Raw genomic sequence first — 22,937 nt, 5'->3', positions numbered from 1 at the left:
CAGAGAGTCAGTGCCGTGTTCAGTATTTCACCGCCGGGTAAGCCAGGGGAGAAGTTGGGGCTCCCAGGCGAGCAGGCGTCGTCGTCATCGGTACCATGGAGGGGTGAACGCGATTAATCTCGGCATGCCCACGGTGAAGGAAGAGCCCCCCGTCCTGGCCCCGCGGCGGAAGACCCGGAATTTCATGGTCGGCGATGTGGGGGTCGGCAGTGACCACCCGATATCGGTGCAGTCGATGACCACCACCAAGACCCATGACATCAACGCCACCCTGCAGCAGATCGCAGAACTCACTGCCTCCGGGTGTGACATTGTGCGGGTGGCGTGCCCCACTGACAAGGACGCACAGGCGCTGCCGATCATCGCGATGAAATCGCAGATTCCGGTGATCGCGGACATCCACTTTCAGCCCAAGTATGTCTACGCTGCGATCGAGGCCGGTTGCGGCGCGGTGCGGGTCAACCCGGGCAACATCCGGAAGTTCGACGATCAGGTCGGCGAGATCGCCAAGATGGCCAAGGACCACGGGGTCAGCCTGCGCATCGGAGTCAATGCGGGGTCGCTGGACAAGCGGCTGATGGACAAATACGGCAAAGCGACCCCTGAGGCGCTCGTGGAGTCTGCGGTGTGGGAGGCCAGCCTTTTCGAGGAGCATGACTTCCACGACTTCAAGATTTCGGTCAAGCACAGTGACCCGGTCATTATGGTTCAGGCCTACCAGATGCTGGCCGAGCGTGGGGACTGGCCGCTGCACTTGGGCGTCACTGAAGCCGGGCCCGCCTTCCAAGGGACCATCAAGTCCGCGACGGCGTTCGGCGCGCTGCTGTCACAGGGCATCGGGGACACGATCCGGGTCTCCCTCTCAGCCCCGCCCGCCGAAGAGGTCAAGGTCGGCAACCAGCTGCTGGAATCGCTGAACCTGCGGCCGCGGAAGCTGGAGATTGTCTCCTGCCCCTCCTGCGGACGAGCTCAGGTGGATGTCTACACCCTGGCCGATGAAGTCACCGCGGGCCTCGAAGGCATGGAGCACCCGCTGCGGGTGGCAGTCATGGGTTGCGTGGTCAATGGGCCGGGGGAGGCCCGCGACGCTGACCTGGGCGTGGCCTCCGGCAACGGCAAGGGCCAGATCTTCGTGAAGGGCGAGGTCATCAAGACCGTCCCGGAGGACCAGATCGTGGAGACGCTGATTGAAGAGGCGAACCGGCTGGCTGAACAGATGGACCTCAGTGCTGAGGGAGAGGACGCTCAGTCCGGTGCCCCTGTGGTCTCCGTCAGCTAGCCCCGAGGGGAAGATCTCCCGCGCCACCGGTGGGCGAGTCCGTGTGCTGACCGGTGATGACACGCGGGCTCTGCACGATCTGCTGGATAACGACCCCGTCGGGAACACCTCCGTCGCCGCGGCCCTGCAGCATCGCGGAACGGCGGGGCTCGGGAAAGGGCGGCAGGGCGCCATGCTGCTGGGGATAGACGCGGAACCTAGGGAGGGCACCGACCGGCCCCTGGCCTCGGCCTGCTGGCTGGGGTCCAACATCATTCCGGTCGGCGCTGATCCCGCATCGGCTGAGCAATTCGGCCGCGCAGCCAGTGCGCTGCGCCGCCGCGTGTCTTCCATCTACGGGCGTTCCGAGGCGGTTCTTGCTCTCTTTGAAGCCACTGGATGGTCCAACCACCGTGAGGTCCGCGCGGATCAGCCGCTGATGGTGATGTACCAAGAGCCGCAGATGTCCCCGCTGCCCGGGGTGCGGCGGTCCCGTCCGGAGGAGTTCGACGCCGTCGAGCAGGCGTGTGCCGCCATGTTCACCGAGGAGCTGGGGTTTTCACCCTACGACCACGGGGCCAGCCAATACCGGGACCGGATTCGCGGCCTCATCCACGCCGGCCACTCCTTGATTGCGGTGGACTCGGAGACCCGGCAGATCACCTTCAAAGCAGAGTTTGGGTCCGTCACCCCGCAGGCTGTGCAGGTCCAAGGCGTATGGGTCAATCCCCGGTGGCGGGGACGCGGCATGGCCGCTCCAGGGATGGCTGCCGTGGTCAATTACGGGCTCCGCCTTGCGCCCCGCGTGAGCCTGTACGTCAACGCCTACAACACCCCGGCAGTCCGCGCCTACGAACGGGTCGGGTTCCAGCACGCCGGCACCTATTCCACGGTCCTGTTCTAGTGCGCACAGCTCCGGGCCTGACCTGCCGTGGCTCTGTCAGCACACTATAGACTTGCACTCATGAGGGGGACTGGCGATCAGGCCGACGGTGTGCTGGCCCGGGCGAGGAATGCTCGAGGAGGCCTCGTCGATCGACGCCGGCTTTCCCTTCCGGCGGTAGTTGCGGTCCTCGCGTTGACAGCCTGCGCCCCCGAAAGCGCCGAAAGCACAGCCAGCGTTGAAGAGGGCGAAACCGCCGCCGCTGAGCCCACCGAGGAACGGCCCCCGGAAGAGTCTCCGGAGCCGGACGCCGAAGAGTCTGAGGGGCTTCACCCGGATGAGGACGTGCTGGTCGCCGACGTTGATGAGCCGGTGGAGTTCGAGGAATGCACCGAGGCTGAACAGGACAGCAGCGCTGCCGTGACCTGGCTCGAGGACGTCGTCATCAGTGAGAAGACGTTTCCGGGGGTGGAGACGGAGACGGTGCAGTTTGAGGGCGGGACTCTTGAAGTACCTGGAGCCCCCGCAATCGTCATTCCCGAACGAGTCGGTCAGGCAGGATGCATCATCGAATATTCAGCGCCGGGGGGATGTCTGCCAGCGGTGGAAATCTCCCGCGCATTCATCCCCGGATATGTCCTGCCTGAACGTGCCTTACCGGCTGTAGAGCTGCCCGACGGCACTGTCCTCGAGGAAATGGGACAGGAGGCTGTAGAAGTCGCCGCCGTCGAGATCGATCGTGTGCGTGCGGAGGAGATCTGCCAGGACGAGGAGGGCGATCTGCAGCCCGGCGACATCGTCTGGAGTGTCACCCGGTGGTCTGAGACCCGCTGGTCGGAGACGCAGTGGTCGGAAACTCAGTGGTCGGAGACGCGATGGTCGGAAAACATTGACGGGGTGAGAACGCCCACCATGACGCTGCCGACATATTCTTCTGAGACCATGCACCTGCCCACGGTGGTGGTCCCGACAGAGACCTTGGAGACCTACCGGTTGGAGGGCAGCGAGAACACCGAGCGCATCGACGATGACAACGCGGTTTCTTACGTCACCGAGGGCGATGTCCTCTTCGACAGCGACGAATACCGCATTCGATCCGACGCGGAGCCTGAGCTGGAAGCCGTTGCGGCGGACATTGCAGATCGTGCGGACGACTACCTCATCGAGGTGGAGGGCCATACTGACGATCTTCCGACGTCGAGCTACGACGACAACCGCCAGCTCTCTGAGCTGCGGGCGCGATCTGTGGCCGAATGGCTGATAGGCAACGCTGGGGTCGACGAGGAGCTCATCACCGTCGAAGGGCTGGGCGAAGACTATCCGCGAGCAGACAATAGGACCGAGGAGGGCCGGCAGCTCAATCGCCGGGTGGTGATCACCGTGAAGTCGACTGACCAGGACGAATCCGGCGCTGACTACGAGTTGGAGGATTCTGAGCCTGAAAGCTGAGCGGTGATCTGGCACGTCCAGCTGAAGACCTCACCCATGCGAGTGCATCGCTGCCCGGCGCGTGCGGCCGCGCGGAAGGACAGTCCGCGCACATACTAGATCCGATGAAACGTGCACGCCGATGGGGCCCTGCCGCGCTGGCAGCCTTGCCGCTCTCTGTCCTCGCGCTCGCTGGCTGTGCGGCGGAGGTGGAGGCGGACGACTCCCCGCTGGGCGGAGGACCGCTGGACGGTTCGATGGCCGAAGCACAGGCGGCCGCGCCTGATCCCCGGGGGCAGCAGCTGAGCCACGAGGAGATGCAGCAGGCCCTGGAGGATTCCCTGGGCCGGGCGACCATCACCGACACCGATGACTGGTGGCCCACCCTGCGGGACCTCAACCGCGAATTGCAGCGGCTGAGAGTCGAGCCAACAGACTGCAAGACCTACGTCACCGCGTCCGCCCTGCCGGTGCCCCCTGGTGCGCTGGGTGTATTGGCGGAGATGGATGAATCCCGCACGGTGGTCTACACCTTCACAGATGCCGAATCCGCCCAGGAGTATGTGGAGTCTGAACGTGAAGGAGTGGAGGGCTGCCACGAGCACACCGTCACTCGGGATCTCGGCACAGAGGAAGTGGAGGCGGAGACCACGGTGACGGAGCTGCGGCTGCGCACCGGGGCTGAGGAGGGGCTGGCCGTCCGCACAGTGATGGAAGCTCCGGAGACCGTGCAGCGTGAGCTGACCGTGCTGCTGCGCCACGGTGCGCACGCTGTGCTTGCGTCGGAGCCCGAGGACTCGGAGGCCGATCAGGAAGAGGCGCTGGTCGAGCTGGAGGCCCGGGCCGCGGCGGTGCTCTCCGCGGTGGTCGAGGAGGAGATCCTAGCTCCCGAACCCGAACCCGAACCTGAGCCCGAGCCAGACGACGAGGATGAGGATGAGGGCGGGGACCAGGACCCGGATGAGGACGCGTCGGAGTCTGACTGACCGAGTCCTGCAGTGACTGTCATCTGCGGCACTGCCCCAGGCGGGTGCTACCTGAATCCGCTCCTACCCCAGACCGATTTACCCACCGCTGTTCGTTTGACCCGCCCCTATTCGTTTGACCCACCGCTGTAGCGGGGTGTGGTGCCGGAAGGCCGGGGTCAGATCATCTGGCGCGGGGGACACCGTAGTCGCTGAGGATGCGGCGCAGCGCATCGGGGGAGCGCAGATCATTCCAGTCCCACCGCACTACCCGGTAACCCTGCTGTTCGATGCGGCGCTCGCGGTTCTTCTCCTGCACCACCACCTCGGCCGGCTCCGCTCCCTGCAAGGCGCGGGCACGGGTGTACTTCATAGCGCCGTCGAACTCCCCGACAATCTTCGCCTCAGGCCAATAGAAGTCCGTCCGGTACCGCTTTCCGTCCGCGACGGTGATGGTGTACTGCAGCCTCGGCACCTGGAACCCCGCTTGAGCAATCCGCACCCGTGACAGTGACTCCCCGGCAGATTCAGCCAGCGGATCGGCGAACGCCAGCGCGCGTTCCCAACGGTCCTGCGCCCGCGCGCTGGGCGCACAGGGCAGCCATGATTCCAACGCATCCGACTCCACCATGGGGCCGGTGTGGCGCCCGGCGAGCACGGCATCGAGGATCACCACGGCGGCGGCGAACTCTGCATGGCATACGGTGTCTACCACGCTCAGAGCCAACGACTCGGTACGCAGCTGCACCGCGGGGGGATGCACATGGGTCAGCAGCGGGGGCTCCAGGTGCTTTACCGCTCGCTGATAGGCTGCTTCGGCCCGGGGGTCCAGCCCGCTGCGCACCCCGGCGCGCAGTGGGCGCGGGTATTGGACGCGCTTGGTGTCCACGCCGGTGAATCGGCGCAGCCACCCCTGGCCCGCCGGATCTTCTCCGAACGTCGCCTGCCAGATCTTGACTAGCGCTGCCCGTGGCGCCGCCCCGGTGATCGCAGCCGAGCGCCGCCTCCCGGACTGGCTGTTGCTGTGAGTACGCAGGTGGACCGCCTGAGGTGTCCGCAGCAGCGGCACCCCGTGCAGGGCCAGCGCAGTCTCGCGGCAGAAGATCACCCCAGGGGTAGTCATGCCCACGGCGAGGCATGTGATCAGATGCCTTTCCCACGGCGGGCTGCGCAGCCACGCCGGAGCCGCCAGGAAGCAGCCGCGGCGCACCCTGACCAGCTTGGCACTGTTGACCTGATTCCGGAGGCGGTCGGCCGTGCTGTCATCAGCACCATGATGTAGCTGGAGCATTCGGCTGCGAGCTGCCGTCTGTGTTGCGACTGTCATCACTTCAGAATGACGCAATTTGGTGGTCTGTGGTGCTTTTTGCAGGTGTTTGTGGAAAACCTGGTGACGAGTCGCGGGCTTCCACACGTTTTACCCTGCCTCCGCGGTTACCCCCAGCGCTATAGCGCAGGGTCGTCCCGTCGAGGCAGGGTAAAACTCGGCAAGGGGGGAGTGAGGCTCAGATCAGCGAGGCGGCCCGTTCCACCAGATGCCCCACCGCCTGGTCCAGGGCTACGTTCTCCGCCTGACCGCTGCGGCGGTCCTTGACCTCTACGTTGCCCTCGGCCAGGCCACGGCCGACCACCACAATCGTAGGAACGCCCACCAGCTCGGCGTCGCCGAACTTCACACCGGGGGAGACCTTGGGGCGATCGTCGTAGATCACGGACAGTCCCGCAGCCTCCAGCTGGTGCGCCAGCTCCTCCGCAACCTCGAAGACCTCCGACCCTTTGCCGGTGGCCACCAGATGGATGTCAGCCGGGGCCACTGCGGCTGGCCAAATGATCCCCTTCTCGTCATGGTTGGCCTCCACCAGCGCTGCCAGTGCTCGGGTGACGCCGAACCCGTAGGACCCCATGGCCACAGTGGACTGCTTGCCGTTCTCATCAAGCACCTTCAGCCCCAGCACCTCAGAAAAGAATCGCCCGAGCATAAAAATGTGCCCCAGCTCGATACCGCGGCGGGTGCTCAGCGGCCCGGACCCGTCAGGTGCGGGGTCGCCGTCGCGCACCACCACTGACTCGATGGTGGCGTCCCAGGTGAAGTCGCGGCCGGCGACCAGACCGAAGACGTGGTGGTCCGGCTTGTTGGCTCCGGTGATCCACCGAGTACCGGACACGATCCGCGGATCGGCCAGATACGGGATCCCCGTGGCGGACTCCCTGCCCAGGTGTGCCGATTCGAGGCTCATCCCGGGTCCGATGTACCCGGCCACCAGCTCCGGGTGCCGAGCGAAATCCTGCGCCTCGGCCGCCTCCACGGAGACCTCCCCCTCGATGCCCAGGGTGCTGCCGATTGTGGCTTCAGCCCGCTTGAGATCCACCTCGCGGTCGCCGGGGACGGCGATGATGGTCACCCGGCGCTCACCCTCTGGGGTGATTACCACGACCACCACGTTCTTCAGCGTGTCAGCAGCGGTCCAGGCGCGGTCCTGCCGCGGCTGGTGCGCATTCGCCGCGTCCACCAAGGTCTGAATGGTGTCTGTGCCAGGAGTGTGGTGCACCACGGCGGCGGGGGCGTCGTCGTACGGCACGGGTTCCGGCGGCACGCTGGTGACGGCCTCCACATTGGCCCGGTACCCCCCGGGAGACTCGACGAACGTGTCTTCACCGATATCACAGGGGAACAGGAACTCCTCAGAGGCCGAACCGCCCATGGTTCCGTTGTCCGCAGAGACGGGGACCGCCGGCAGGCCCAGCCGCTGAAAAATCCGCACGTAGGCTTCGCGGTGCGCATCATAGGCGGCGCGCTGATCCTCATCGGTGACGCAGAAGGAGTAGGAATCCTTCATCACGAACTCCCGGCCGCGCAGCAGCCCCGCACGCGGACGCGCCTCATCCCGGTACTTCGTCTGGATCTGATACAGATTCACCGGTAGGTCCTTGTATGAGCTGTACAGGTCCTTCACCAGCAAGGTGAACATCTCCTCGTGGGTCGGCGCCAACAGATAGTTGGGCCGGCGCACTCGGGGCTCCACCTGCTCGGACTTTCGGTCCCCCAGCACAAAGATGCCGTCCCCGTATGTCTTCCAGCGCCCGGAGGTCTCGTAGGGCTCCTTGGGCAGCAGGGCCGGGAAGTGCACCTCCTGGGCCCCGATGGCGTCCATCTCCTCGCGCACAATCTGCTCCAGCCGACGCAGCACCTTCAGGCCCAGCGGCAGCCAGGAGTAGATCCCGGGAGCGGCCCGGCGGATGTACCCGGCACGGACCAGCAGCCGGTGGCTGGCCACTTCGGCATCAACGGGGTTGTCGCGCAAGGTGCGCAGGAAAAGGTGGGACAGGCGTGTGGTCATGAGCATGAGTCTAGTCGGGCCCAGCTTCAGTTGTTTGGCAGAATGGGAGGTATGGCAGTCCCACCGCGCACCTCCGCAGACCAACGCTTTTCCGACCCCCGCGCCGAGCAGCTGGCCACCATGATCGAGCCCACGGTGAAGGCGCACGGCCTCTGCGTGGAGCAGGTGGCGCTGACCACCAGTGGTCCGCGCACGGTGCTGGAAGTCTCCGTGGACTTTGCAGAAGGAACCGACACTGTTGACCTGGACACCATTGCTGCGATCTCTGAAGCGCTCTCCGTGGTGCTGGACCAGGCTGAGCAGAACGACGACGCCGCGCCCCTGGCAGCCCTGGACACATACGATCTGGAGGTCACCAGCCCCGGCGCCACCAGGCCCCTGACAGAGCCTCGCCACTTCCGCAGGAACATCGGACGGCTGCTGGAGATTCAGAGAACCGCTCAGGATCCCTCCGCCGCAGATGCCGCACTCACCGCCCGGCTGATCGAGGTGGACCAGGAGGGCATCGTCGTGACGGAGCTCATCCCCGCACCGAAGAAAGGCATGAAGCCCAAGGTGGGACCCGAGATCCATATCAGCTTCGCATCCATCACCCGGGCGCGGGTCCAGGTAGAGTTTTCTCACAAAGACTGAAGAAGGTGGACCGGAGGCACAAGTGGATATCGATATGAGCGCCCTGCGCATGCTGGTGCAAGAGCGTGACATTCCTCTCGAACGGCTGATGCCAGCCATTGAGCAGGCTTTGGTGCTCGCTTATCACAAGAGCCCCGGAGCGCTGCAGCACGCCCGCGCCGAGATCGACCAGAAAACCGGGCACGTGACGATCCTGGCCAAAGAAACCGATGAGCACGGCCAGGTCATCGGGGAGTTCGACGACACCCCGAAGAACTTTGGGCGGGTGGCGGCCTCCACGGCCCGCCAAGTGATCATGCAGCGGATTCGTGATGCCGAAGACGAGGGCGTCATCGGCGAGTTCAAGTCCAAAGAAGGAGAGCTGGTCTCCGGCATCGTGCAGCAGGACCGCAATCCGCACACCGTCAAGGTGGACATCGGCGGTGTGGAGGCTGACCTCCCAGCCCAGGAGCACGTCCCCGGCGAGTCCTATGTGCACGGGTCCCGGCTGCGAGCCTTCGTGGTGGATGTCCACCGCGGATTCAAGGGCCCGCAGATCACCCTGTCTCGGTCTCACCCAGGCCTGGTCAAGAAACTCTTCTCCCACGAGGTCCCGGAGATCGCAGACGGGTCTGTGGAGATCACCTCGATTGCGCGCGAGGCCGGTCACCGGACCAAGATTGCGGTGCGCGCCACGCAGTCCGGAATCAACGCCAAGGGTGCGTGCATCGGGGCCATGGGTTCGCGGGTGCGCGCGGTGATGAACGAGCTCAACGATGAAAAGATTGACATCATCGACCACAGCGACGATCCCGCTCGCCTCATCGCCAATGCGCTGTCTCCGGCCAAAGTGAGTTCGGTCACCATTCTGGACGAGGTGGCACGATCGGCGCGAGTGGTGGTTCCGGAGTACCAGCTGTCGCTGGCGATCGGAAAAGAGGGGCAGAACGCCCGGCTGGCCGCCAAGCTGACCGGCTGGCGGATCGACATCGTCTCGGATTCGGCGGCCTGAGGCTCGGCCGCAGGCTCTTGACCGCACTGATAGACTCTTATGGTCCCAATCAGGACGTGCATCGGCTGCCGATCGCAGACTGAGCAGGACAGTGCAGTACGTTTCGTGCTCGACGGTGACCAGGTAACCCTGGATGCCGAGCGGAAGCGGCCAGGCCGAGGGGCGTGGCTGCACCGCAGTCGACAATGTTTCGAGATCGCGCTGAAGCGAAGAGCCTTCAATCGGGCATTCCGGAAGCCGGTCGATACAGCACAGCTCGCGTTCGAAGACATCGAACGGTTGACCACAGCGAAGAAGGCGGGTTGGAAAGAGATGAACACCCGATGAGCACCGACGGATGAGCTCCCCATCATGAGCACCATTCCCAGTCGGAAATCAATCACGCTAAACGGCCTGATTCGATGAACCGCTGACGTCAAGCCCCGCTTGGCCGGCGGGGCGTCGCGCGGGCCAGAGAAGGAGAACAGTGGCCAAGGCCCGCGTACATGAGATCGCCAAAGAGATTGGCGTCTCGTCAAAAGAAGCATTAGCAAAGCTCCAGGAGATGGGCGAGTTCGTCAAGTCCCCGTCCTCAACTGTCGAGCCCCCCGTGGCGAAAAAGCTGCGAGCCGCCTTCCCCAAGGCGGAAACGCCTGCCGAGAAGCCTGCTGCCAAGCCCGCGCCGAAGAAGCCTGCCGCGCCGCGCAGCGCCAAACCTGGCCCGGCAAAAAAGCCCGACGCCGCCCAGCCGGAACCAGCCGAGCCCCAGGCGGTGGAGCCCGCACCGGCCGAGCCCGCACGCGAGGCTCCCAAGCCGTCTCCGGAGAAGCCCGAGGCTCCGAAAGAAGCCTCCGCTGCGCCCAAGCCGGGTGCACCCAAACCGCCTACCCCCGGACCCAAGCCGGGTGCGCCCAAACCCTCCGGTGCCAAACCAGGTGGCCCGAAGCCGCGCAGCGGTGGGAACAACCCCTTCGGCCTGGCATCAGAGCGTGAGAGCGCCCGTCCCGCTGGCCCCCGCCCCGGAGGTGGAGGTCCGCGTCCCGGTGGCCCCCGTCCGGGCAACAACCCCTTCGCGCCTCGCCAGGGTATGCGCGGCGGTGAACGCGGTGGGCCACCACGGCCGGGTGCCCGCCCCGGGGCGCCGCGTCCGGCAGGTGCAGAAGGCAGCCGCTCCGCGGGAGCACCTCCCCGTCCGGGAGCACCAAAACCCTCCATGATGCCGGGGCAGTCGCCTGCCCCGAGCCGGGGCAGCGCCCCAGGCGGCCCTCCAGGAGGCGGGCCACCACGCGGACGTGGCGGGGGTCGGGGCCGCGGCGGTGCCGCCGGCGCCTTCGGCCGCGGTGGATCCAAGTCCAAGGCCCGCAAGTCAAAGCGGGCGAAGCGTCAGGAGCTCGAGCAGAAGCACACCCGCGAGATCGGCGGAGTGCGCGTCCCCAAGGGTGACGGCACCACCGTCGTCAGGCTGCGCCGCGGCTCCTCCCTGGGTGACTTCGCCGAGAAGATCAATGCCGAGCCGGCAGCCCTGATCACCGTGATGATGAAGCTCGGGGAGATGGCCACGGCGAACCAGTCACTGGACGAGGAGACCTTCCACCTGCTGGGCGAGGAGCTCGGCTACAAAGTGGAGATCGTCTCCCCGGAGGACGAGGACCGCGAGCTGTTGGAGTCCTTCGACATCGACCTCGACGCAGAAGAGGCCGGCGAGTCTGCAGAGGACCTGGAAACCCGCGCCCCCGTGGTGACCGTGATGGGTCACGTCGACCACGGCAAGACCCGACTGCTCGACGCCATCCGGTCCTCCAAAGTCACCGAAGGTGAGGCCGGAGGCATCACCCAGCACATCGGTGCCTACCAGGTGGAAGTTCCCCACGAGGGCCAGCAGCGTTCGCTGACATTCATCGACACCCCCGGTCACGAGGCCTTCACCGCCATGCGTGCCCGAGGTGCGAAGGTCACCGATATCGCGGTGCTGGTGGTCGCCGCCGACGACGGCGTGATGCCGCAGACGGTGGAGGCGCTCAACCACGCCAAGGCTGCTGGCGTCCCGGTGGTCGTCGCGGTCAACAAGATCGACAAGGAGGGCGCGGCGCCGGACAAGATCCGCGGCCAGCTCACCGAGTACGAGCTGATCCCCGAAGAGTACGGCGGCGACGTGATGTTCGTCGACGTCTCCGCGATCCAGAACACCAACATCGACGAGCTGCTGGAAGCGGTCCTGCTCACCGCCGACGCCGCCCTCGAGCTCACTGCGAATCCGAAGAAGGCCGCACGCGGTGTGGCCATCGAAGCGAACCTGGACAAGGGACGCGGCGCCGTGGCCACAGTGCTGGTGCAGTCGGGCACCCTTCGGGTGGGCGACAACATGGTCGCCGGCACAGGGTTCGGCCGTGTACGTGCGATGTTCGACGACACGGGAGAAGCCGTGGAGGAGGCGACTCCTTCGCGTCCGGTCCAGGTGCTCGGCCTGTCCACCGTCCCGCGTGCCGGTGACAGCTTCCTGGTCACCAACGACGACCGCACTGCCCGGCAGATCGCGGAGAAGCGTGAGGCAGCCGAGCGCAACGCCCTGCTGGCCAAGCGCCGGAAGCGCATCACGCTGGAGGACTTCGACCAGGCTGTGGCCGAGGGCAAGATCGACACCCTCAACCTCATCCTCAAGGGAGACGTCTCCGGTGCCGTGGAGGCCCTGGAAGATGCGCTGCTGAAGATCGACGTTGGAGCCGATGTGCAGCTCCGAGTCATCCACCGCGGCGTCGGAGCCATCACGCAGAACGACGTCAACCTCGCCACCGTGGACAACGCGGTCATCATCGGCTTCAACGTCCGCCCAGCAGAACGCGTCACCAGCTTGGCCGACCGCGAAGGCGTGGACATGCGTTTCTACTCGGTGATCTACTCGGCCATTGACGACATCGAGGCTGCGCTGAAGGGCATGCTGAAGCCGGAGTACGAAGAGGTCCAGCTCGGCACTGCCGAGATCCGTGAGGTCTTCCGCTCGTCGAAGTTCGGCAGCATCGCCGGGTCCATCGTGCGTTCCGGAATCATCCGCCGCAACGCCAAGGCCCGGCTGGTTCGCGACGGCAGCGTGGTCGGCGACAACCTCGCCATCGAGTCGCTGCGCCGGTTCAAGGACGACGCCACCGAGGTCCGCGAAGGATTCGAATGTGGTATCGGACTGGGCAGCTTCAACGACCTCAAAGAGGGCGACATCATCGAAACCTGGGAGATGCGCGAGATCCCGCGCACCTAACACCGCACGCTGGCAGCGTTTCGGCCGGTCACAGGGTGGGAACCCGGTGGCCGGCCGCAAGGCTCACAGCACAGCCAAGGAGGTATCAATGGCAGATCCAGCACGCGCCTCGCGCCTGGCATCCCGCATCAAGGTGATTGTGGCTGAGGCCCTGCGCACCCGGGTGAAGGACGACCGGGCGGAGATGATCACCATTACCGACGCCAGGGTCACCAACGATCTGCAGCACGCCACGCTGTACTACACGGTCCTGGCTCAGGACGAAGAGACCAAGCAGGGCGCCGTGGAGCTGCTGTGGGCCAGCCGCGGGGTGCTGCGATACGAGGTCGGCCGGCAGCTGAGCATCCGGCTCACCCCCACCCTGGAATTCACCGCTGACGAGATCCCCGAGTCGGCGGCCCACCTGGAGGACCTTCTGCGCAAGGCCCGCGAACAGGACGAACAGGTGCGGGCACTGCGGCAAGGTGCTGAGCCGGTCAACGAGTCTCCCTACCGGTCCGAGGCCGACGCCGGAGAGGCGAACGCCCCAGGCGATCGTCCCTCCCCGGAAGACCGCTGAGCAGAGCCACCACCAACAGTGGCTAAGAAGCAACGTCCTGAAGAGCTGGAAGTCGGTTCCGGTCTTGTCCTGGTGGACAAGCCGGACGGCTGGACCAGCCACGACGTCGTCGGGCGGCTGAGGAAACTTGCCGGAACACGCAAGGTCGGCCACGCGGGAACATTGGACCCGATGGCCACCGGCGTCCTGGTGGTCGGCATCAATCGCGCCACGCGACTGCTGACCCACATCGTCGGGGTGAACAAGACCTATACTGCCACGGTCCGTTTGGGGCAGAGCACCACCACCGACGACGCCGAAGGCGAGACGGTCTCCACCCGATTCGCCAACGCGCTGACCCCGGAGCGCATCAGCGGCGCAGCCGCCAAGCTCACTGGTGAGATCATGCAGGTTCCCAGTACCGTCAGTGCGATCAAAGTCGACGGTCGGCGCGCCTACGACCGCGCCCGGGCCGGAGAAAAAGTGGAATTGGCCTCACGCCCGGTGACGGTTCATGACTTCACCATCAGGGAGATTCGCCGGGTGGAGGGCGGCCGACTGATGGACGTGGACATTGAGGTGACGGTCTCCTCGGGCACCTACGTCCGGGCCCTGGCCCGTGACCTCGGCGAACTGCTGGAAACCGGTGGGCATCTCACGGCGCTGCGCCGGACCGCGGTGGGACCGTACCGAGTTGAGCAGTGCCTGACGTTGGGGCAGCTTGCCGAGGACTTCGGCTACATCAGTCTCGCCGAAGCGGCCGCGCAGCTGTTTCCCTCTCGGGCAGTGACCGCCGCGGATGCGGAGCACCTGCGCCACGGTCGGCGCATCACTGCCAGTGCCTCCGCTGAGCTCACCGCTGCCTTCGCTCCCGATGGGGAGCTGGTGGCGCTGCTGCAGAATATCCCTGCCAAGCAGGGTGCCTCGTCGTCGCCGGATGCTGCCGAGGCCGCCGCAGCCGCAGCCGGAGCCGAGCCGTGGCAGGCCAAACCTGAGCTGGTCTTCGCGCTGTGACTGTCATGTTCCTTCTTGGCACGGTCATCTGTGCCCTGTCGACGCTGATCTGCTGGACGATGACCGCAGTGCGGGCGCACCCTGCGGATTCGGCGATTATCAGTCTGGCCGCCATTGAGCTGTACCTTATTGTCTACGGGATCTACGCCGGGATCCGCCAAGTGATGGGCGCCCCGATCACCGGTGAATCCTGGGAGTTCTGGGGCTACATCATCACTGCCCTGATGCTGCCGGTGGGTGTCTTCGTCTGGGCCATGGTGGATAAGACCCGGTGGTCTAATCTGGTGATGAGCTTCGTCGGACTCGTGGTGTTTGTCATGGTCTACCGTATGGAGGAGATCTGGTGGGGAACCGCACTCTAGGCGCTGGTGCCGGCGCGGAGAAGACGCCGTCCAAGACTCCCCGCAACCGGGGTGTGGGCACTCTGATCATTACTGCCTACGGGATCTTTGCGGTCAGTGCCTTTGCCCGCGCGTTCTACCAGATCGCTCCCTTCCCGCAGGAGGGAAAAGTGCAGTTCGTCGATGCGCCCCTGGCGCTGACACTGTCGGCGTTTGCCGCTGCGGTCTACGTGGTGGCCACTCTGGCCCTAGCCCGTACCTCGCCCACCGCCTGGTCGGTGGCCCTGGCGGCGGTGCTCATCGAGATGGCCGGGGTGATCGGGGTCGGTGCATGGACCCTGGTGCAGCCGGAACTGTTCGAGGTGGCCACTGTCTGGGGAGGCTTCGGCCGGGACTACGGGTTCATTCCGCTGATTCTGCCGTTCGTGGGGCTTTTCTGGCTCCTCCGTCACCGGCCGTAGGATGGACGCCGTGCGTATCTACTACGGGCTTGATGAAGTGCCCCCCGATCTGGGGCCCACTGTGCTCACCATCGGAAACTTTGACGGTGTGCACCGCGGACACCAGCACGTGCTCGCGCAGCTGAACCAAACCGCACGCCGCCGTGGCGCAGCCGCCGTAGCGCTGACCTTCGACCCGCACCCGGCGCTGGTACACCGACCTGAATCGGCACCTCAGCTGCTCACCGGCCTGGGGGAGAAACTCGACCGGCTGCGCTCCAGTGGAGTAGACGCCGCCGTGGTGCTCAACTACACCCCAGAGTTGGCCGGGCACACCGCAGAAGACTTCATCCGGCGCTATTTTGTGGAAGCGCTGAACCCGGTGGCGGTGGTCATCGGGCATGACGTGCGTTTCGGGCGCCATAATCAGGGGGACTTCTCCACCATGGTGGGCCTGGGAAAGGCGTACGGGTTTGAGGTCATCGGAGTCGACGACTTCCCAGTGGAGAGTCAGACCGGGTCCGGAGTCGGGACCGGGGCACCACGGCGCTGCTCCTCCACCGCCATCCGGGCAGGACTGCAGCAGGGCGACGTCGCCGCAGCTGCCGGGATGCTGGGCCGTGCGCACGCCGTGGTGGGAGAAGTCGTCCACGGTGAAGCGCGGGGTCGCGAGCTCGGCTTCCCCACAGCCAACCTCTCCCAAGAGGCCGAAGGCATGGTGCCAGCCGATGGTGTCTACGCCGGATGGGTCACCGATGCCCACCACCACCGGTGGCCAGCGGCAATCTCTGTGGGCTCCAATCCCACCTTCGACGGACTCATGCGGGTCGTCGAAGCACATATCCTGGACCGAGCGGACGAGCAGGTGGAGGATTTCGACCTGTACGGCCAACGGCTCCGTGTCGAGTTCGTCGACCGGCTTCGCGGCATGGTGGCCTATGAAGGTGTCGAGAAGCTGGTCGAGCAGATGCATAAGGACGTCGAGGACACCCGCAGAGTCCTCGCCGCCAGTGGCAGAGCCACTCCGGTCAGCGCACTGCGCGCAGAATGATGCCGCCGAACCGACCGAAACGGCGGTCCGACGCGCAGCCGCAGATTGTCTCAGCGCAGCGGCGCCACCAGTTGGGCGGCTCTTTCGCAGAGCAGCAGACTGCCGCCGAAGCCGCCGAGTACGATGCATTGCGCCCCCGTTACCCCGCTCGCGCCGTGACGCAGACGCTGAGTCAGGTCCGGCCGGCGCAGCCAGCAGAGGGCGGTACTCACCAGCTGCCCAGTGTCGTGGAGTTCGGCGCTGGCACGGGAATTCTCACCCGGCAGCTGCTGGAGGCCGGAGCGCATGTGCATGCCGTGGAGCCCAGCGTTCCCATGCTGGACATTCTTCTGGAGAGCTCGCGTGCCGTGGCCGGAAACCGTTCCTGGGTGCAGGGGCACTGCGCCTCCTATGAATGCAGCGGTCTGCCCGATGACTGTGCAGATCTGGTGGTGGCAGCCCAGGCCTGGCACTGGTTCGACCCGGCTGCGGCTCAGGACGAAGCGTTCCGGCTGCTGAGTCCCGGTGGGTCCCTGGCACTGTTGTGGAACTACCTGGACACCGCTGACCCCACCGTGCACAGGCTGACCCGCATCATGCGCGCCGGGGATGTCTACCGTGCGGGGTGGCAGCCCCGGCTGGACCCGGTGTACTTCATGCCCATCCACAGCGTCGAATACCGGTGGAGCCGCACTCTGAGTGTGAGCGAGATTTTCCGCTACGCCACCACGCTGAGCTCCTGGCTCTCGGCCTCGCCTGCCAGTCGGGCCACTCGGCGGACCAATCTGGAGGAATTCCTGTTCGGTGAACTGGGTCTGGAGGCGGACCATGAGGTGGTGCTGCCGCAGATCACGGTGCTGCACACGGCCCGGCGCAGATGAGATCCGCAAGCGGACCGGATCATTCAGCGCCGCGGGTTTCGGCACCGGGGATCCATGATGTCCCCGCCAGAGGAATGCGAGACATCGCAGCCGCCTCCACCGTGAGTGAGACCATGTCTTCGGGCTCAAGATTCAGCAGGTGAGACTTGCCGCAGGCTCTGGCCAGAGTCTGCGCCTCCAGGGTGAGCACCCTGAGATAATTGGCCAGCCTGTCACCGGCCTCCACCGGGTCAAGCCGCGCCGCCAGATAAGGATCCTGGGTGGTGATGCCCGCCGGGTCACGGCCATCCTGGAAATCGTCGTAATACCCAGCGGCTGAGCCGAGCTTCTCGTATTCCTCAGCGTACTTGGGATCATTGTCCCCCAGGGCGATCAGTGCGGCCGTGCCGATGGAGACCGCATCGGCGCCCATGGCGAGTGCTTTCGCGACGTCAGCACCATGCCGGATTCCCCCTGAGGCGACCAACTGCACTCTGCGGTGCATCCCCAGCTCCTGCAAGGCCTGAACCGCCTGCGGAAGTGCCGCCAGAATGGGAATGCCGACGTGTTCGATGAAGACTTCCTGGGTCGCCGCCGTCCCGCCCTGCATACCGTCGAGCACCACCACGTCAGCACCGGCGGCGACTGCCAGTTTCACGTCATAATACGGCCGGGAAGCGCCGATCTTCACAAAGATGGGCTTCGTCCAGTCGGTGATCTCGCGCAGTTCGTTGATCTTGATCGTGAGGTCGTCCGGTCCGGTCCAATCGGGGTGACGGCAGGCGCTGCGCTGGTCGATTCCCGCCGGCAGCGTACGCATCTCGGCGACGCGTTCAGAGATCTTCTGTCCCAGCAGCATCCCACCGCCACCGGGCTTGGCTCCTTGGCCCAGCACCACTTCCAGAGCATCGGCAGCTCGCAGATGGTCCGGGTTCATCCCGTAGCGGCTGGGCAGGAGCTGGTAGATCAGTTTGTCTGAGTGACCCCGTTCCTCCTCTGTCATGCCTCCGTCACCGGTGGTGGTGGCGGTGCCGACCTTCGAGGCGCCCCGGCCCAGGGCCTCCTTGGCCTGGGCGGAGAGTGCGCCGAAGCTCATCCCGGCGATTGTCACCGGAATCTTGATGTGGATGGGCTCAGCACCGTGGAGATCTCCGAGGACTACGTCTGTGTCGCACCGCTCCCGGTATCCCTCCAGGGGATACCGGGACATGGAGGATCCGAGGAACAGCAGGTCGTCAAAGTGCGGGACGCGTCGCTTGGCCCCCCAGCCGCGGATATCGTACACACCGGTGGCTGCGGCGGCCTGAATGGCTGTGATGGCTGCGCGGTCAAAAGTAGCGGACTCACGGAGGCCACGGTCTTCAGGGCTTCGCATCAGTAACTCCCGGCATGGTCGTGGGTGAAGTGATACAACGTGCGTGCTGAGCCGTAGCGGCGGAATCCGTCCAGGTAGGACGCATCCTCTGCCTGTGATGTCATACCGGCTTGCACCAGCAGGTCTTGGAGGGACTTTCGGTCAGCGGCGCGCATCTCCTTCTCCACGCAGTCGGCACCCAGGGTCCCGACGCTTCCGCGGATGTAGATCTGGGCCTCATAGATGGAGTCGCCCAAGCCATCCCCGGCGTCACCGCAGACCACGATCCGCCCGGCCTGCGCCATGAAGGCCCCCATGGCTCCCATCTCGCCGCCGACGACGATGTCTCCCCCTTTGAGGGAGATTCCACAGCGGGTGGAAGCATTTCCCTCGATGATCAGCAGTCCGCCATGAGCAGTCGCGCCAGCGGACTGGGAGGCGTTGCCTCGGATGCGCACCACTCCGGACATCATGTTCTCCGCCACCCCGGGGCCGGCAGACCCATCGACTGTGATCAGCCCCTCCTGGTTCATCCCGGCACAGTAATAGCCGACGTCACCGTCGATGCGCACCTGAAGGGGGCGGTTGACCCCGGCCGCCACCGCATGGGCGCCCCGGGGATGCCTGACCACGTACCGTTCGACGCTCGGAGCGTGCAACTCTGCGTTCAGCTCCCGCACGCTCCGCACCGCGAGGTCGAACTCCGCGGTCCCGTCGTTCAGCGACTCCATGCGTATACCCGTCCTGGTAGCGGTTCGAAAACATGAGCCTCGTCGATGCCTGGCAGCATGGCCAGAGCTTGGAACTCCGAGGCCATGGCGACCCATCGAGGGTGTTCGGCGATGATCGCCGGCTTGCAGGCGAACTCGTCGCGCGCCACCGCGAAGCCTTTTTCCGTGGTCACCAGCAAGGTGTAGAAACCGTCGAATTTCTTTCTCAGTGCCGTCAGTGCAGTGGAGAGGTCGTCGCCCTTCGCCAGCCGCGAGGCGACAAACCGGGCCCCGACCTCGGTGTCGTTGTGGGAGTCGAAGGTGATGCCCTCCGCCTCCAGCTCGCGCCGGATCGAGGCGTAATTTGAGAACGAGCCGTTGTGCACCAAGCTCACTCCGACACCCACGGAGAACGGATGGCACCCTTCGGCGTTGATTGCAGACTCCGTGGCCATTCGGGTGTGGGCGATGCCCTGCCAGCCTCGGGCCTCCTGCAGCCGGTAGGTCCGCGCCAGCTCATTGGGGTTTCCAATGCCTTTGTAGATCACCATGTCTTCCCCCATGCCCACCACGCGGCTTTCGGGAGAGACGGCGGCGACCGCTGCGGACAGCAGCTCCGGCGACGTGGCTGCGGTGAGCACTGTCGTCTCACCGACCAGTTCTGTATGCACCTCCTCGACTCCGGGAAGCTCTCTGGCCACAGCATCCGCCAAGCCCTCAGGCGCATTCAGCAGCGACACCGCGGCCTGTCCCGCAGGGCACCGGGACTTGTCTCCGTAGATGGCGACACCGGCCGAGTCCGGCCCCCGGACCACTATGCCTTGGAGCATCTCAGCCATGAGCGGGCCGAGACGTTCGTACAACACAGGGTCCCTGAGGTGAAGACCGATGATCCCGCACATGGAACGAGCCTCCTTTGTTGCAGTGGTCGGTGGTCATAGGACCATATCGGTTCTCACGCGGGATCGGTGGCTCGCATGGTATCGATGGGGAAGGACTCCGCATCGTCGAGCATGATAGCCGGGGGTTTGAACAGTCGCAGGATCAGCCCGGTGACGACTCCGGTAGCCAATGCGATGACAAAGGTCCCGGCCACCGCGCCCAGCTGACTCAGGCCGGCGCCGACGATGAGGATCGGGGCCAAGCCGCCGACGATTCCCGGGATGCCGTGCAGATTCTGGACGCCCATGGTGTCCAGCACCCCGGTCTTCCGGCACAGCCAGTCGTTGATGTAGATGAAGGACAGGGTGGAGGCGATTCCACCCACCAGCCCGATCAGCCAGGCCTGCCACGGATTGGCCAGGTCTACGGTGGCGCCGATCGCCACGCCTCCAGCCAGGATGGCGTAGGTGAAGATCAGCGGGTCGATTGTGCGCTTGAGCAGGTAGAGCAGCACGTAGGTGGCCAAGGTGGCCGCCATCAGCGCCAGGTAGGTATTGATCATTCCCGGGATGATGTCTTCGGGGGGCAGCAGGGCGGTGACGAACGAAGGCCACAGAACAAAGAGCAGCATGCTGGCCAGCCACACGAAGGACACACTGTGCACGCTGGTCTTCATCGGCTCGTCGCTGACCCGCTTGTTGCGCAGCGCCAGGATGACCCCCCAGCCCCAGTAAGCGGCGAACATGTGGACCAGCACCGACCCTCCGGCGTCGTAGACGCCGTCGAGGAAGTCAAAGAGGAACCATTCGTTGAACATATAGGCCGGAACGAACAGCGCCCCGGCCAACAAGTAATGGATAGTGGAGATGTGACCCAGAAAGACCCCGATGGCGATCACCAGAGTGATCGAGGCGAACAGCGCCAGGATGATGGCCTCGATGTTGAGGTCATGGCCGAGGACCTGGGTGTGGCCGATCAGGTACAGCGGCCAGCTGACGGACAGGACCAGGAGCGTGGCCAGCGCAACGCCCCACTCGTAGCGTCGGATGAACAGCATCAGGAACGCCACGAGCATGAGCATGAACAGCACGTCCTGTCCCCGGTGGTACTGAAACAGGTGGGTGGTCTCTTCACCCAGCTCCGCGGCGTGAGCTGCGGCGGGGTGAATCACCAACGCCAGACAGACCAACAAGGTGGTGAGAAGGGAGCGTTTCAACATATCGGCCGTCCTAGGGTCAAGGGTGTGGCGCACCCGTCGCTCAGGGGAACTGCAGGTAGCGGCGGACCTCGTGATCGGTGACCATGTCCGCGATGTCGTGATATTCGTCCATCTTCATTCGGGCGTAATAGTCCACGAAGTCCTCGGTCTTGTCCGTCGGTTCGCCGTAGGTGCCGTCTACCGGCACTCTTCCGAATGCTTGGCGAAGCACATCGTCCTGCCGCAGGTGATGGACGGATTCCATGAGGTTGTGCGGCAGCATTTGAATGCCGCGCTCTTCGAGAACCTGCGGGGGGACGTCGTAGAGGTTGCTGGTGTTGGGCTCGCCGGGGTCCAGCCCGCGCTCGATTCCATCCAAGCCGGCAGCCAGCGCAGCGGTGAACCCCAGGTACGGGCTTCCCGAGAAGTCCGGTGTGCGATCCTCAATGGCGCCGGTGCGAGCCACGCGCAGCATCTGAGTCCGGTTGTTTCCTCCGTAGGTGACCGCTACCGGCACCCACGTCCGCACTGACTCCGTGCCGGCTTTCATCCGTTTGTAGGAGTTCACCGTCGGGTTGACCATCGCCATATAACCGGGGGCGTGGGCCAGGATGCCGGCGGCGAACTGGTATCCGAGCCTCGACAGGCCCAGGCCGCGCGGATCATCGGGGTCAGCGAAGAGGTTGACGTCCCGTTCGGCGTCCCACAGGCTCATGGTGTAGTGGAAGCCGTTGCCGGTGTTGTGTGTAAAGGGCTTGGGCATGAAGGTCGCGATGACTCCGTATTCCTGAGCGACCGTTTCAGTCATGTAGCGGAAGAAGACCGCGCGATCCGCCGTCTCCATGGCGTCGGAGAAGGTCACATTGCATTCGAACTGACCATTGGCATCTTCATGATCCACCGCATAGTTCTCCCAGCCCAGATCCGTCACGTACTTGGACAGGCGGGTGACGAAATCGTACTGGCGAGTCAGCCCCTTGACGTCGTAACAGGGCTTGGGCCAGTTGTCGAGCCGGTCAGCCACCATCAGCTTCCCCTGCTCATCAAAGTCGACCAGCGTGAACTCAGCCTCAAATCCGACTTTGAACACATAGCCGAGGTCTCGGGCCCGTTCGGTCTGCTTGCGCAGTATGGTCCGGGGGCAGTAAGGCCACTCCTCACCGTCGACGCGGGCGTCACCGATGATATGCGCCAGGCCCGATTGCCAGGGGACCACACGGAGAGTCCCAGGATCTGGCACGACCTCGATGTCCGGGCTGTGCGGGCCCTGACCAATCTCCCCAGCGGCGTAGCCGGCGAACCCCGCCCCAGAAGAGAAGAGATTGTCCAGCTGTGAAGCGGGCACCAGCTTCGCACTGGATTTCCCGCGGACTTCCGTGAATGAGGCGAAAATGAATTCTACATTATTTTCATCGAGAACTTTTTTGACGGTGTCTTTTGAATCCGGGGCAATTGTCACGGTGCGCCCTCTCTCCAAATCGCAGTGACGGGAGGATAGGAAGCCGAGAACAAGAACCACTCGCTTGCGGACGGTTGACGTTCTCCGCCATTTCAGCTTGACATTGTCGCGGCTATAGTGTCAATAGCTCAGGCGACTAATGTTTAGCGGTTCTGATGCGGTTCGGCGAATGCGTCTCGTCCGCCCGGACCCCGCAATTTCCGCGGAAATTTCTACGGTGTGGAGCGAGCAGCGCACCCTTGACAGTCAAGTAGGCCCATGGTTCTATTTTGTCTACCTTTGGGGGTTAGTCACTGCATCACAGCGGGGCTAGATTCTTTCTGTTCTTGTAGTGGCCGCATCTGCCCACTTAATTAAGGGACGCCTGTGCAATTTTAGATCAATAC

General features: G+C 64.8%; 21 protein-coding genes. 14 read left to right on the top strand and 7 right to left on the bottom strand.

The window, feature by feature from the left end:
- Positions 1-124: 124 nt before the first annotated feature.
- From ispG to FEF27_RS07120, 4 genes are all read left to right on the top strand, one after another.
- Positions 125-1,279, top strand: coding sequence for a flavodoxin-dependent (E)-4-hydroxy-3-methylbut-2-enyl-diphosphate synthase (gene ispG / locus FEF27_RS07135; protein ID WP_424991673.1), 1,155 nt, complete (start codon positions 125-127; stop codon positions 1,277-1,279).
- Positions 1,254-2,162: a GNAT family N-acetyltransferase gene (locus tag FEF27_RS07130; RefSeq protein ID WP_138170159.1), complete on the top strand. Its 909-nt coding sequence runs from the start codon at positions 1,254-1,256 to the stop codon at positions 2,160-2,162. The genes ispG and FEF27_RS07130 overlap by 26 nt, the downstream gene beginning before the upstream one ends.
- A 60-nt stretch (positions 2,163-2,222) precedes the next feature.
- Entirely contained in the window at positions 2,223-3,590 is a 1,368-nt protein-coding gene (locus tag FEF27_RS07125; RefSeq protein WP_138170158.1) for an OmpA family protein, read from the top strand.
- Between the two features lie 104 nt (positions 3,591-3,694).
- Positions 3,695-4,555, top strand: a complete 861-nt coding sequence (locus tag FEF27_RS07120) for a hypothetical protein (protein ID WP_138170157.1) — start codon at positions 3,695-3,697, stop codon at positions 4,553-4,555.
- A gap of 163 nt (positions 4,556-4,718) precedes the next feature.
- On the opposite strand, the gene FEF27_RS07115 is transcribed toward FEF27_RS07120, so the two are convergent.
- Entirely contained in the window at positions 4,719-5,861 is a 1,143-nt protein-coding gene (locus FEF27_RS07115; RefSeq protein ID WP_138170156.1) for a PDDEXK family nuclease, read from the bottom strand.
- A gap of 178 nt (positions 5,862-6,039) precedes the next feature.
- Entirely contained in the window at positions 6,040-7,872 is a 1,833-nt protein-coding gene (locus FEF27_RS07110) for a proline--tRNA ligase (protein WP_138170155.1), read from the bottom strand.
- Positions 7,873-7,923: 51 nt separating this feature from the next.
- Between FEF27_RS07110 and FEF27_RS07105 the strand changes: the two genes are divergently transcribed.
- From FEF27_RS07105 to FEF27_RS07060, 10 genes are all read left to right on the top strand, one after another.
- The gene (locus tag FEF27_RS07105) at positions 7,924-8,505 is read left to right on the top strand and encodes a ribosome maturation factor RimP (protein WP_166429949.1); all 582 of its coding nucleotides are present in this window, start codon (positions 7,924-7,926) and stop codon (positions 8,503-8,505) included.
- Between the two features lie 22 nt (positions 8,506-8,527).
- The gene (gene nusA, locus FEF27_RS07100) at positions 8,528-9,496 is read left to right on the top strand and encodes a transcription termination factor NusA (protein ID WP_138170153.1); all 969 of its coding nucleotides are present in this window, start codon (positions 8,528-8,530) and stop codon (positions 9,494-9,496) included.
- Between the two features lie 39 nt (positions 9,497-9,535).
- Complete coding sequence (locus tag FEF27_RS07095) at positions 9,536-9,823, top strand: YlxR family protein (protein ID WP_138170152.1); 288 nt, start codon at positions 9,536-9,538, stop codon at positions 9,821-9,823.
- A gap of 139 nt (positions 9,824-9,962) precedes the next feature.
- Positions 9,963-12,725: a translation initiation factor IF-2 gene (gene infB, locus FEF27_RS07090; protein WP_138170151.1), complete on the top strand. Its 2,763-nt coding sequence runs from the start codon at positions 9,963-9,965 to the stop codon at positions 12,723-12,725.
- Between the two features lie 88 nt (positions 12,726-12,813).
- The gene (rbfA, locus tag FEF27_RS07085) at positions 12,814-13,284 is read left to right on the top strand and encodes a 30S ribosome-binding factor RbfA (RefSeq protein ID WP_138170150.1); all 471 of its coding nucleotides are present in this window, start codon (positions 12,814-12,816) and stop codon (positions 13,282-13,284) included.
- An 18-nt stretch (positions 13,285-13,302) separates the two neighbouring features.
- Positions 13,303-14,277 carry a tRNA pseudouridine(55) synthase TruB gene (truB, locus tag FEF27_RS07080; protein ID WP_138170149.1) on the top strand — a complete coding sequence of 325 codons (975 nt, stop codon included), beginning with the start codon at positions 13,303-13,305 and terminating at the stop codon, positions 14,275-14,277.
- A 5-nt stretch (positions 14,278-14,282) separates the two neighbouring features.
- Positions 14,283-14,639: a hypothetical protein gene (locus tag FEF27_RS07075; protein ID WP_138170222.1), complete on the top strand. Its 357-nt coding sequence runs from the start codon at positions 14,283-14,285 to the stop codon at positions 14,637-14,639.
- Positions 14,621-15,079, top strand: coding sequence for a hypothetical protein (locus tag FEF27_RS07070; protein ID WP_208009717.1), 459 nt, complete (start codon positions 14,621-14,623; stop codon positions 15,077-15,079). The genes FEF27_RS07075 and FEF27_RS07070 overlap by 19 nt, the downstream gene beginning before the upstream one ends.
- Before the next feature lie 10 nt (positions 15,080-15,089).
- On the top strand, positions 15,090-16,109 hold the full coding sequence (locus tag FEF27_RS07065) for a bifunctional riboflavin kinase/FAD synthetase (RefSeq protein ID WP_243729134.1): 1,020 nt from the start codon (positions 15,090-15,092) through the stop codon (positions 16,107-16,109).
- Positions 16,106-16,969, top strand: a complete 864-nt coding sequence (locus tag FEF27_RS07060) for a class I SAM-dependent methyltransferase (RefSeq protein WP_138170147.1) — start codon at positions 16,106-16,108, stop codon at positions 16,967-16,969. The genes FEF27_RS07065 and FEF27_RS07060 overlap by 4 nt, the downstream gene beginning before the upstream one ends.
- A gap of 19 nt (positions 16,970-16,988) precedes the next feature.
- Here FEF27_RS07060 and FEF27_RS07055 read toward each other — a convergent pair whose 3' ends face one another.
- The 5 genes from FEF27_RS07055 to glnT form a co-directional block, all read right to left on the bottom strand.
- Positions 16,989-18,323: an FMN-binding glutamate synthase family protein gene (locus FEF27_RS07055; RefSeq protein WP_166429948.1), complete on the bottom strand. Its 1,335-nt coding sequence runs from the start codon at positions 18,321-18,323 to the stop codon at positions 16,989-16,991.
- On the bottom strand, positions 18,323-19,033 hold the full coding sequence (locus tag FEF27_RS07050) for a glutamate synthase (RefSeq protein ID WP_138170145.1): 711 nt from the start codon (positions 19,031-19,033) through the stop codon (positions 18,323-18,325). The genes FEF27_RS07055 and FEF27_RS07050 overlap by 1 nt, the downstream gene beginning before the upstream one ends.
- Positions 19,021-19,878, bottom strand: a complete 858-nt coding sequence (locus FEF27_RS07045) for a class II glutamine amidotransferase domain-containing protein (RefSeq protein ID WP_243729133.1) — start codon at positions 19,876-19,878, stop codon at positions 19,021-19,023. The genes FEF27_RS07050 and FEF27_RS07045 overlap by 13 nt, the downstream gene beginning before the upstream one ends.
- Positions 19,879-19,967: 89 nt before the next feature.
- Positions 19,968-21,113, bottom strand: coding sequence for an ammonium transporter (locus tag FEF27_RS07040; RefSeq protein ID WP_138170143.1), 1,146 nt, complete (start codon positions 21,111-21,113; stop codon positions 19,968-19,970).
- A gap of 40 nt (positions 21,114-21,153) precedes the next feature.
- Positions 21,154-22,551 (bottom strand): type III glutamate--ammonia ligase, encoded by a 1,398-nt coding sequence (gene glnT / locus FEF27_RS07035; protein WP_208009715.1) that lies wholly within the window; start codon positions 22,549-22,551, stop codon positions 21,154-21,156.
- Positions 22,552-22,937 lie beyond the last annotated feature (386 nt).

The organism is Nesterenkonia sphaerica, assembly GCF_005771565.1.
GTDB classification, from domain to species: Bacteria; Actinomycetota; Actinomycetes; order Actinomycetales; family Micrococcaceae; genus Nesterenkonia; species Nesterenkonia sphaerica.
Note: the sequence above shows the minus strand (reverse complement) of the source record. Positions and strands in the feature narration are given on the sequence as shown.

What these genes read in the sequence shown, in the direction of transcription:
- FEF27_RS07095 (WP_138170152.1), top strand. Translation starts at nt 9,536, where the DNA reads ATGGTCCCAATCAGGACGTGCATCGGCTGCCGATCGCAGACTGAGCAG.
- FEF27_RS07115 (WP_138170156.1), bottom strand. Translation starts at nt 5,861, where the DNA reads ATGACAGTCGCAACACAGACGGCAGCTCGCAGCCGAATGCTCCAGCTA.
- FEF27_RS07040 (WP_138170143.1), bottom strand. Translation starts at nt 21,113, where the DNA reads ATGTTGAAACGCTCCCTTCTCACCACCTTGTTGGTCTGTCTGGCGTTG.
- ispG (WP_424991673.1), top strand. Translation starts at nt 125, where the DNA reads ATGCCCACGGTGAAGGAAGAGCCCCCCGTCCTGGCCCCGCGGCGGAAG.
- rbfA (WP_138170150.1), top strand. Translation starts at nt 12,814, where the DNA reads ATGGCAGATCCAGCACGCGCCTCGCGCCTGGCATCCCGCATCAAGGTG.
- FEF27_RS07125 (WP_138170158.1), top strand. Translation starts at nt 2,223, where the DNA reads ATGAGGGGGACTGGCGATCAGGCCGACGGTGTGCTGGCCCGGGCGAGG.
- FEF27_RS07075 (WP_138170222.1), top strand. Translation starts at nt 14,283, where the DNA reads ATGTTCCTTCTTGGCACGGTCATCTGTGCCCTGTCGACGCTGATCTGC.
- FEF27_RS07120 (WP_138170157.1), top strand. Translation starts at nt 3,695, where the DNA reads ATGAAACGTGCACGCCGATGGGGCCCTGCCGCGCTGGCAGCCTTGCCG.
- FEF27_RS07050 (WP_138170145.1), bottom strand. Translation starts at nt 19,033, where the DNA reads ATGGAGTCGCTGAACGACGGGACCGCGGAGTTCGACCTCGCGGTGCGG.
- FEF27_RS07060 (WP_138170147.1), top strand. Translation starts at nt 16,106, where the DNA reads ATGATGCCGCCGAACCGACCGAAACGGCGGTCCGACGCGCAGCCGCAG.
- FEF27_RS07055 (WP_166429948.1), bottom strand. Translation starts at nt 18,323, where the DNA reads ATGCGAAGCCCTGAAGACCGTGGCCTCCGTGAGTCCGCTACTTTTGAC.
- FEF27_RS07110 (WP_138170155.1), bottom strand. Translation starts at nt 7,872, where the DNA reads ATGACCACACGCCTGTCCCACCTTTTCCTGCGCACCTTGCGCGACAAC.
- FEF27_RS07105 (WP_166429949.1), top strand. Translation starts at nt 7,924, where the DNA reads ATGGCAGTCCCACCGCGCACCTCCGCAGACCAACGCTTTTCCGACCCC.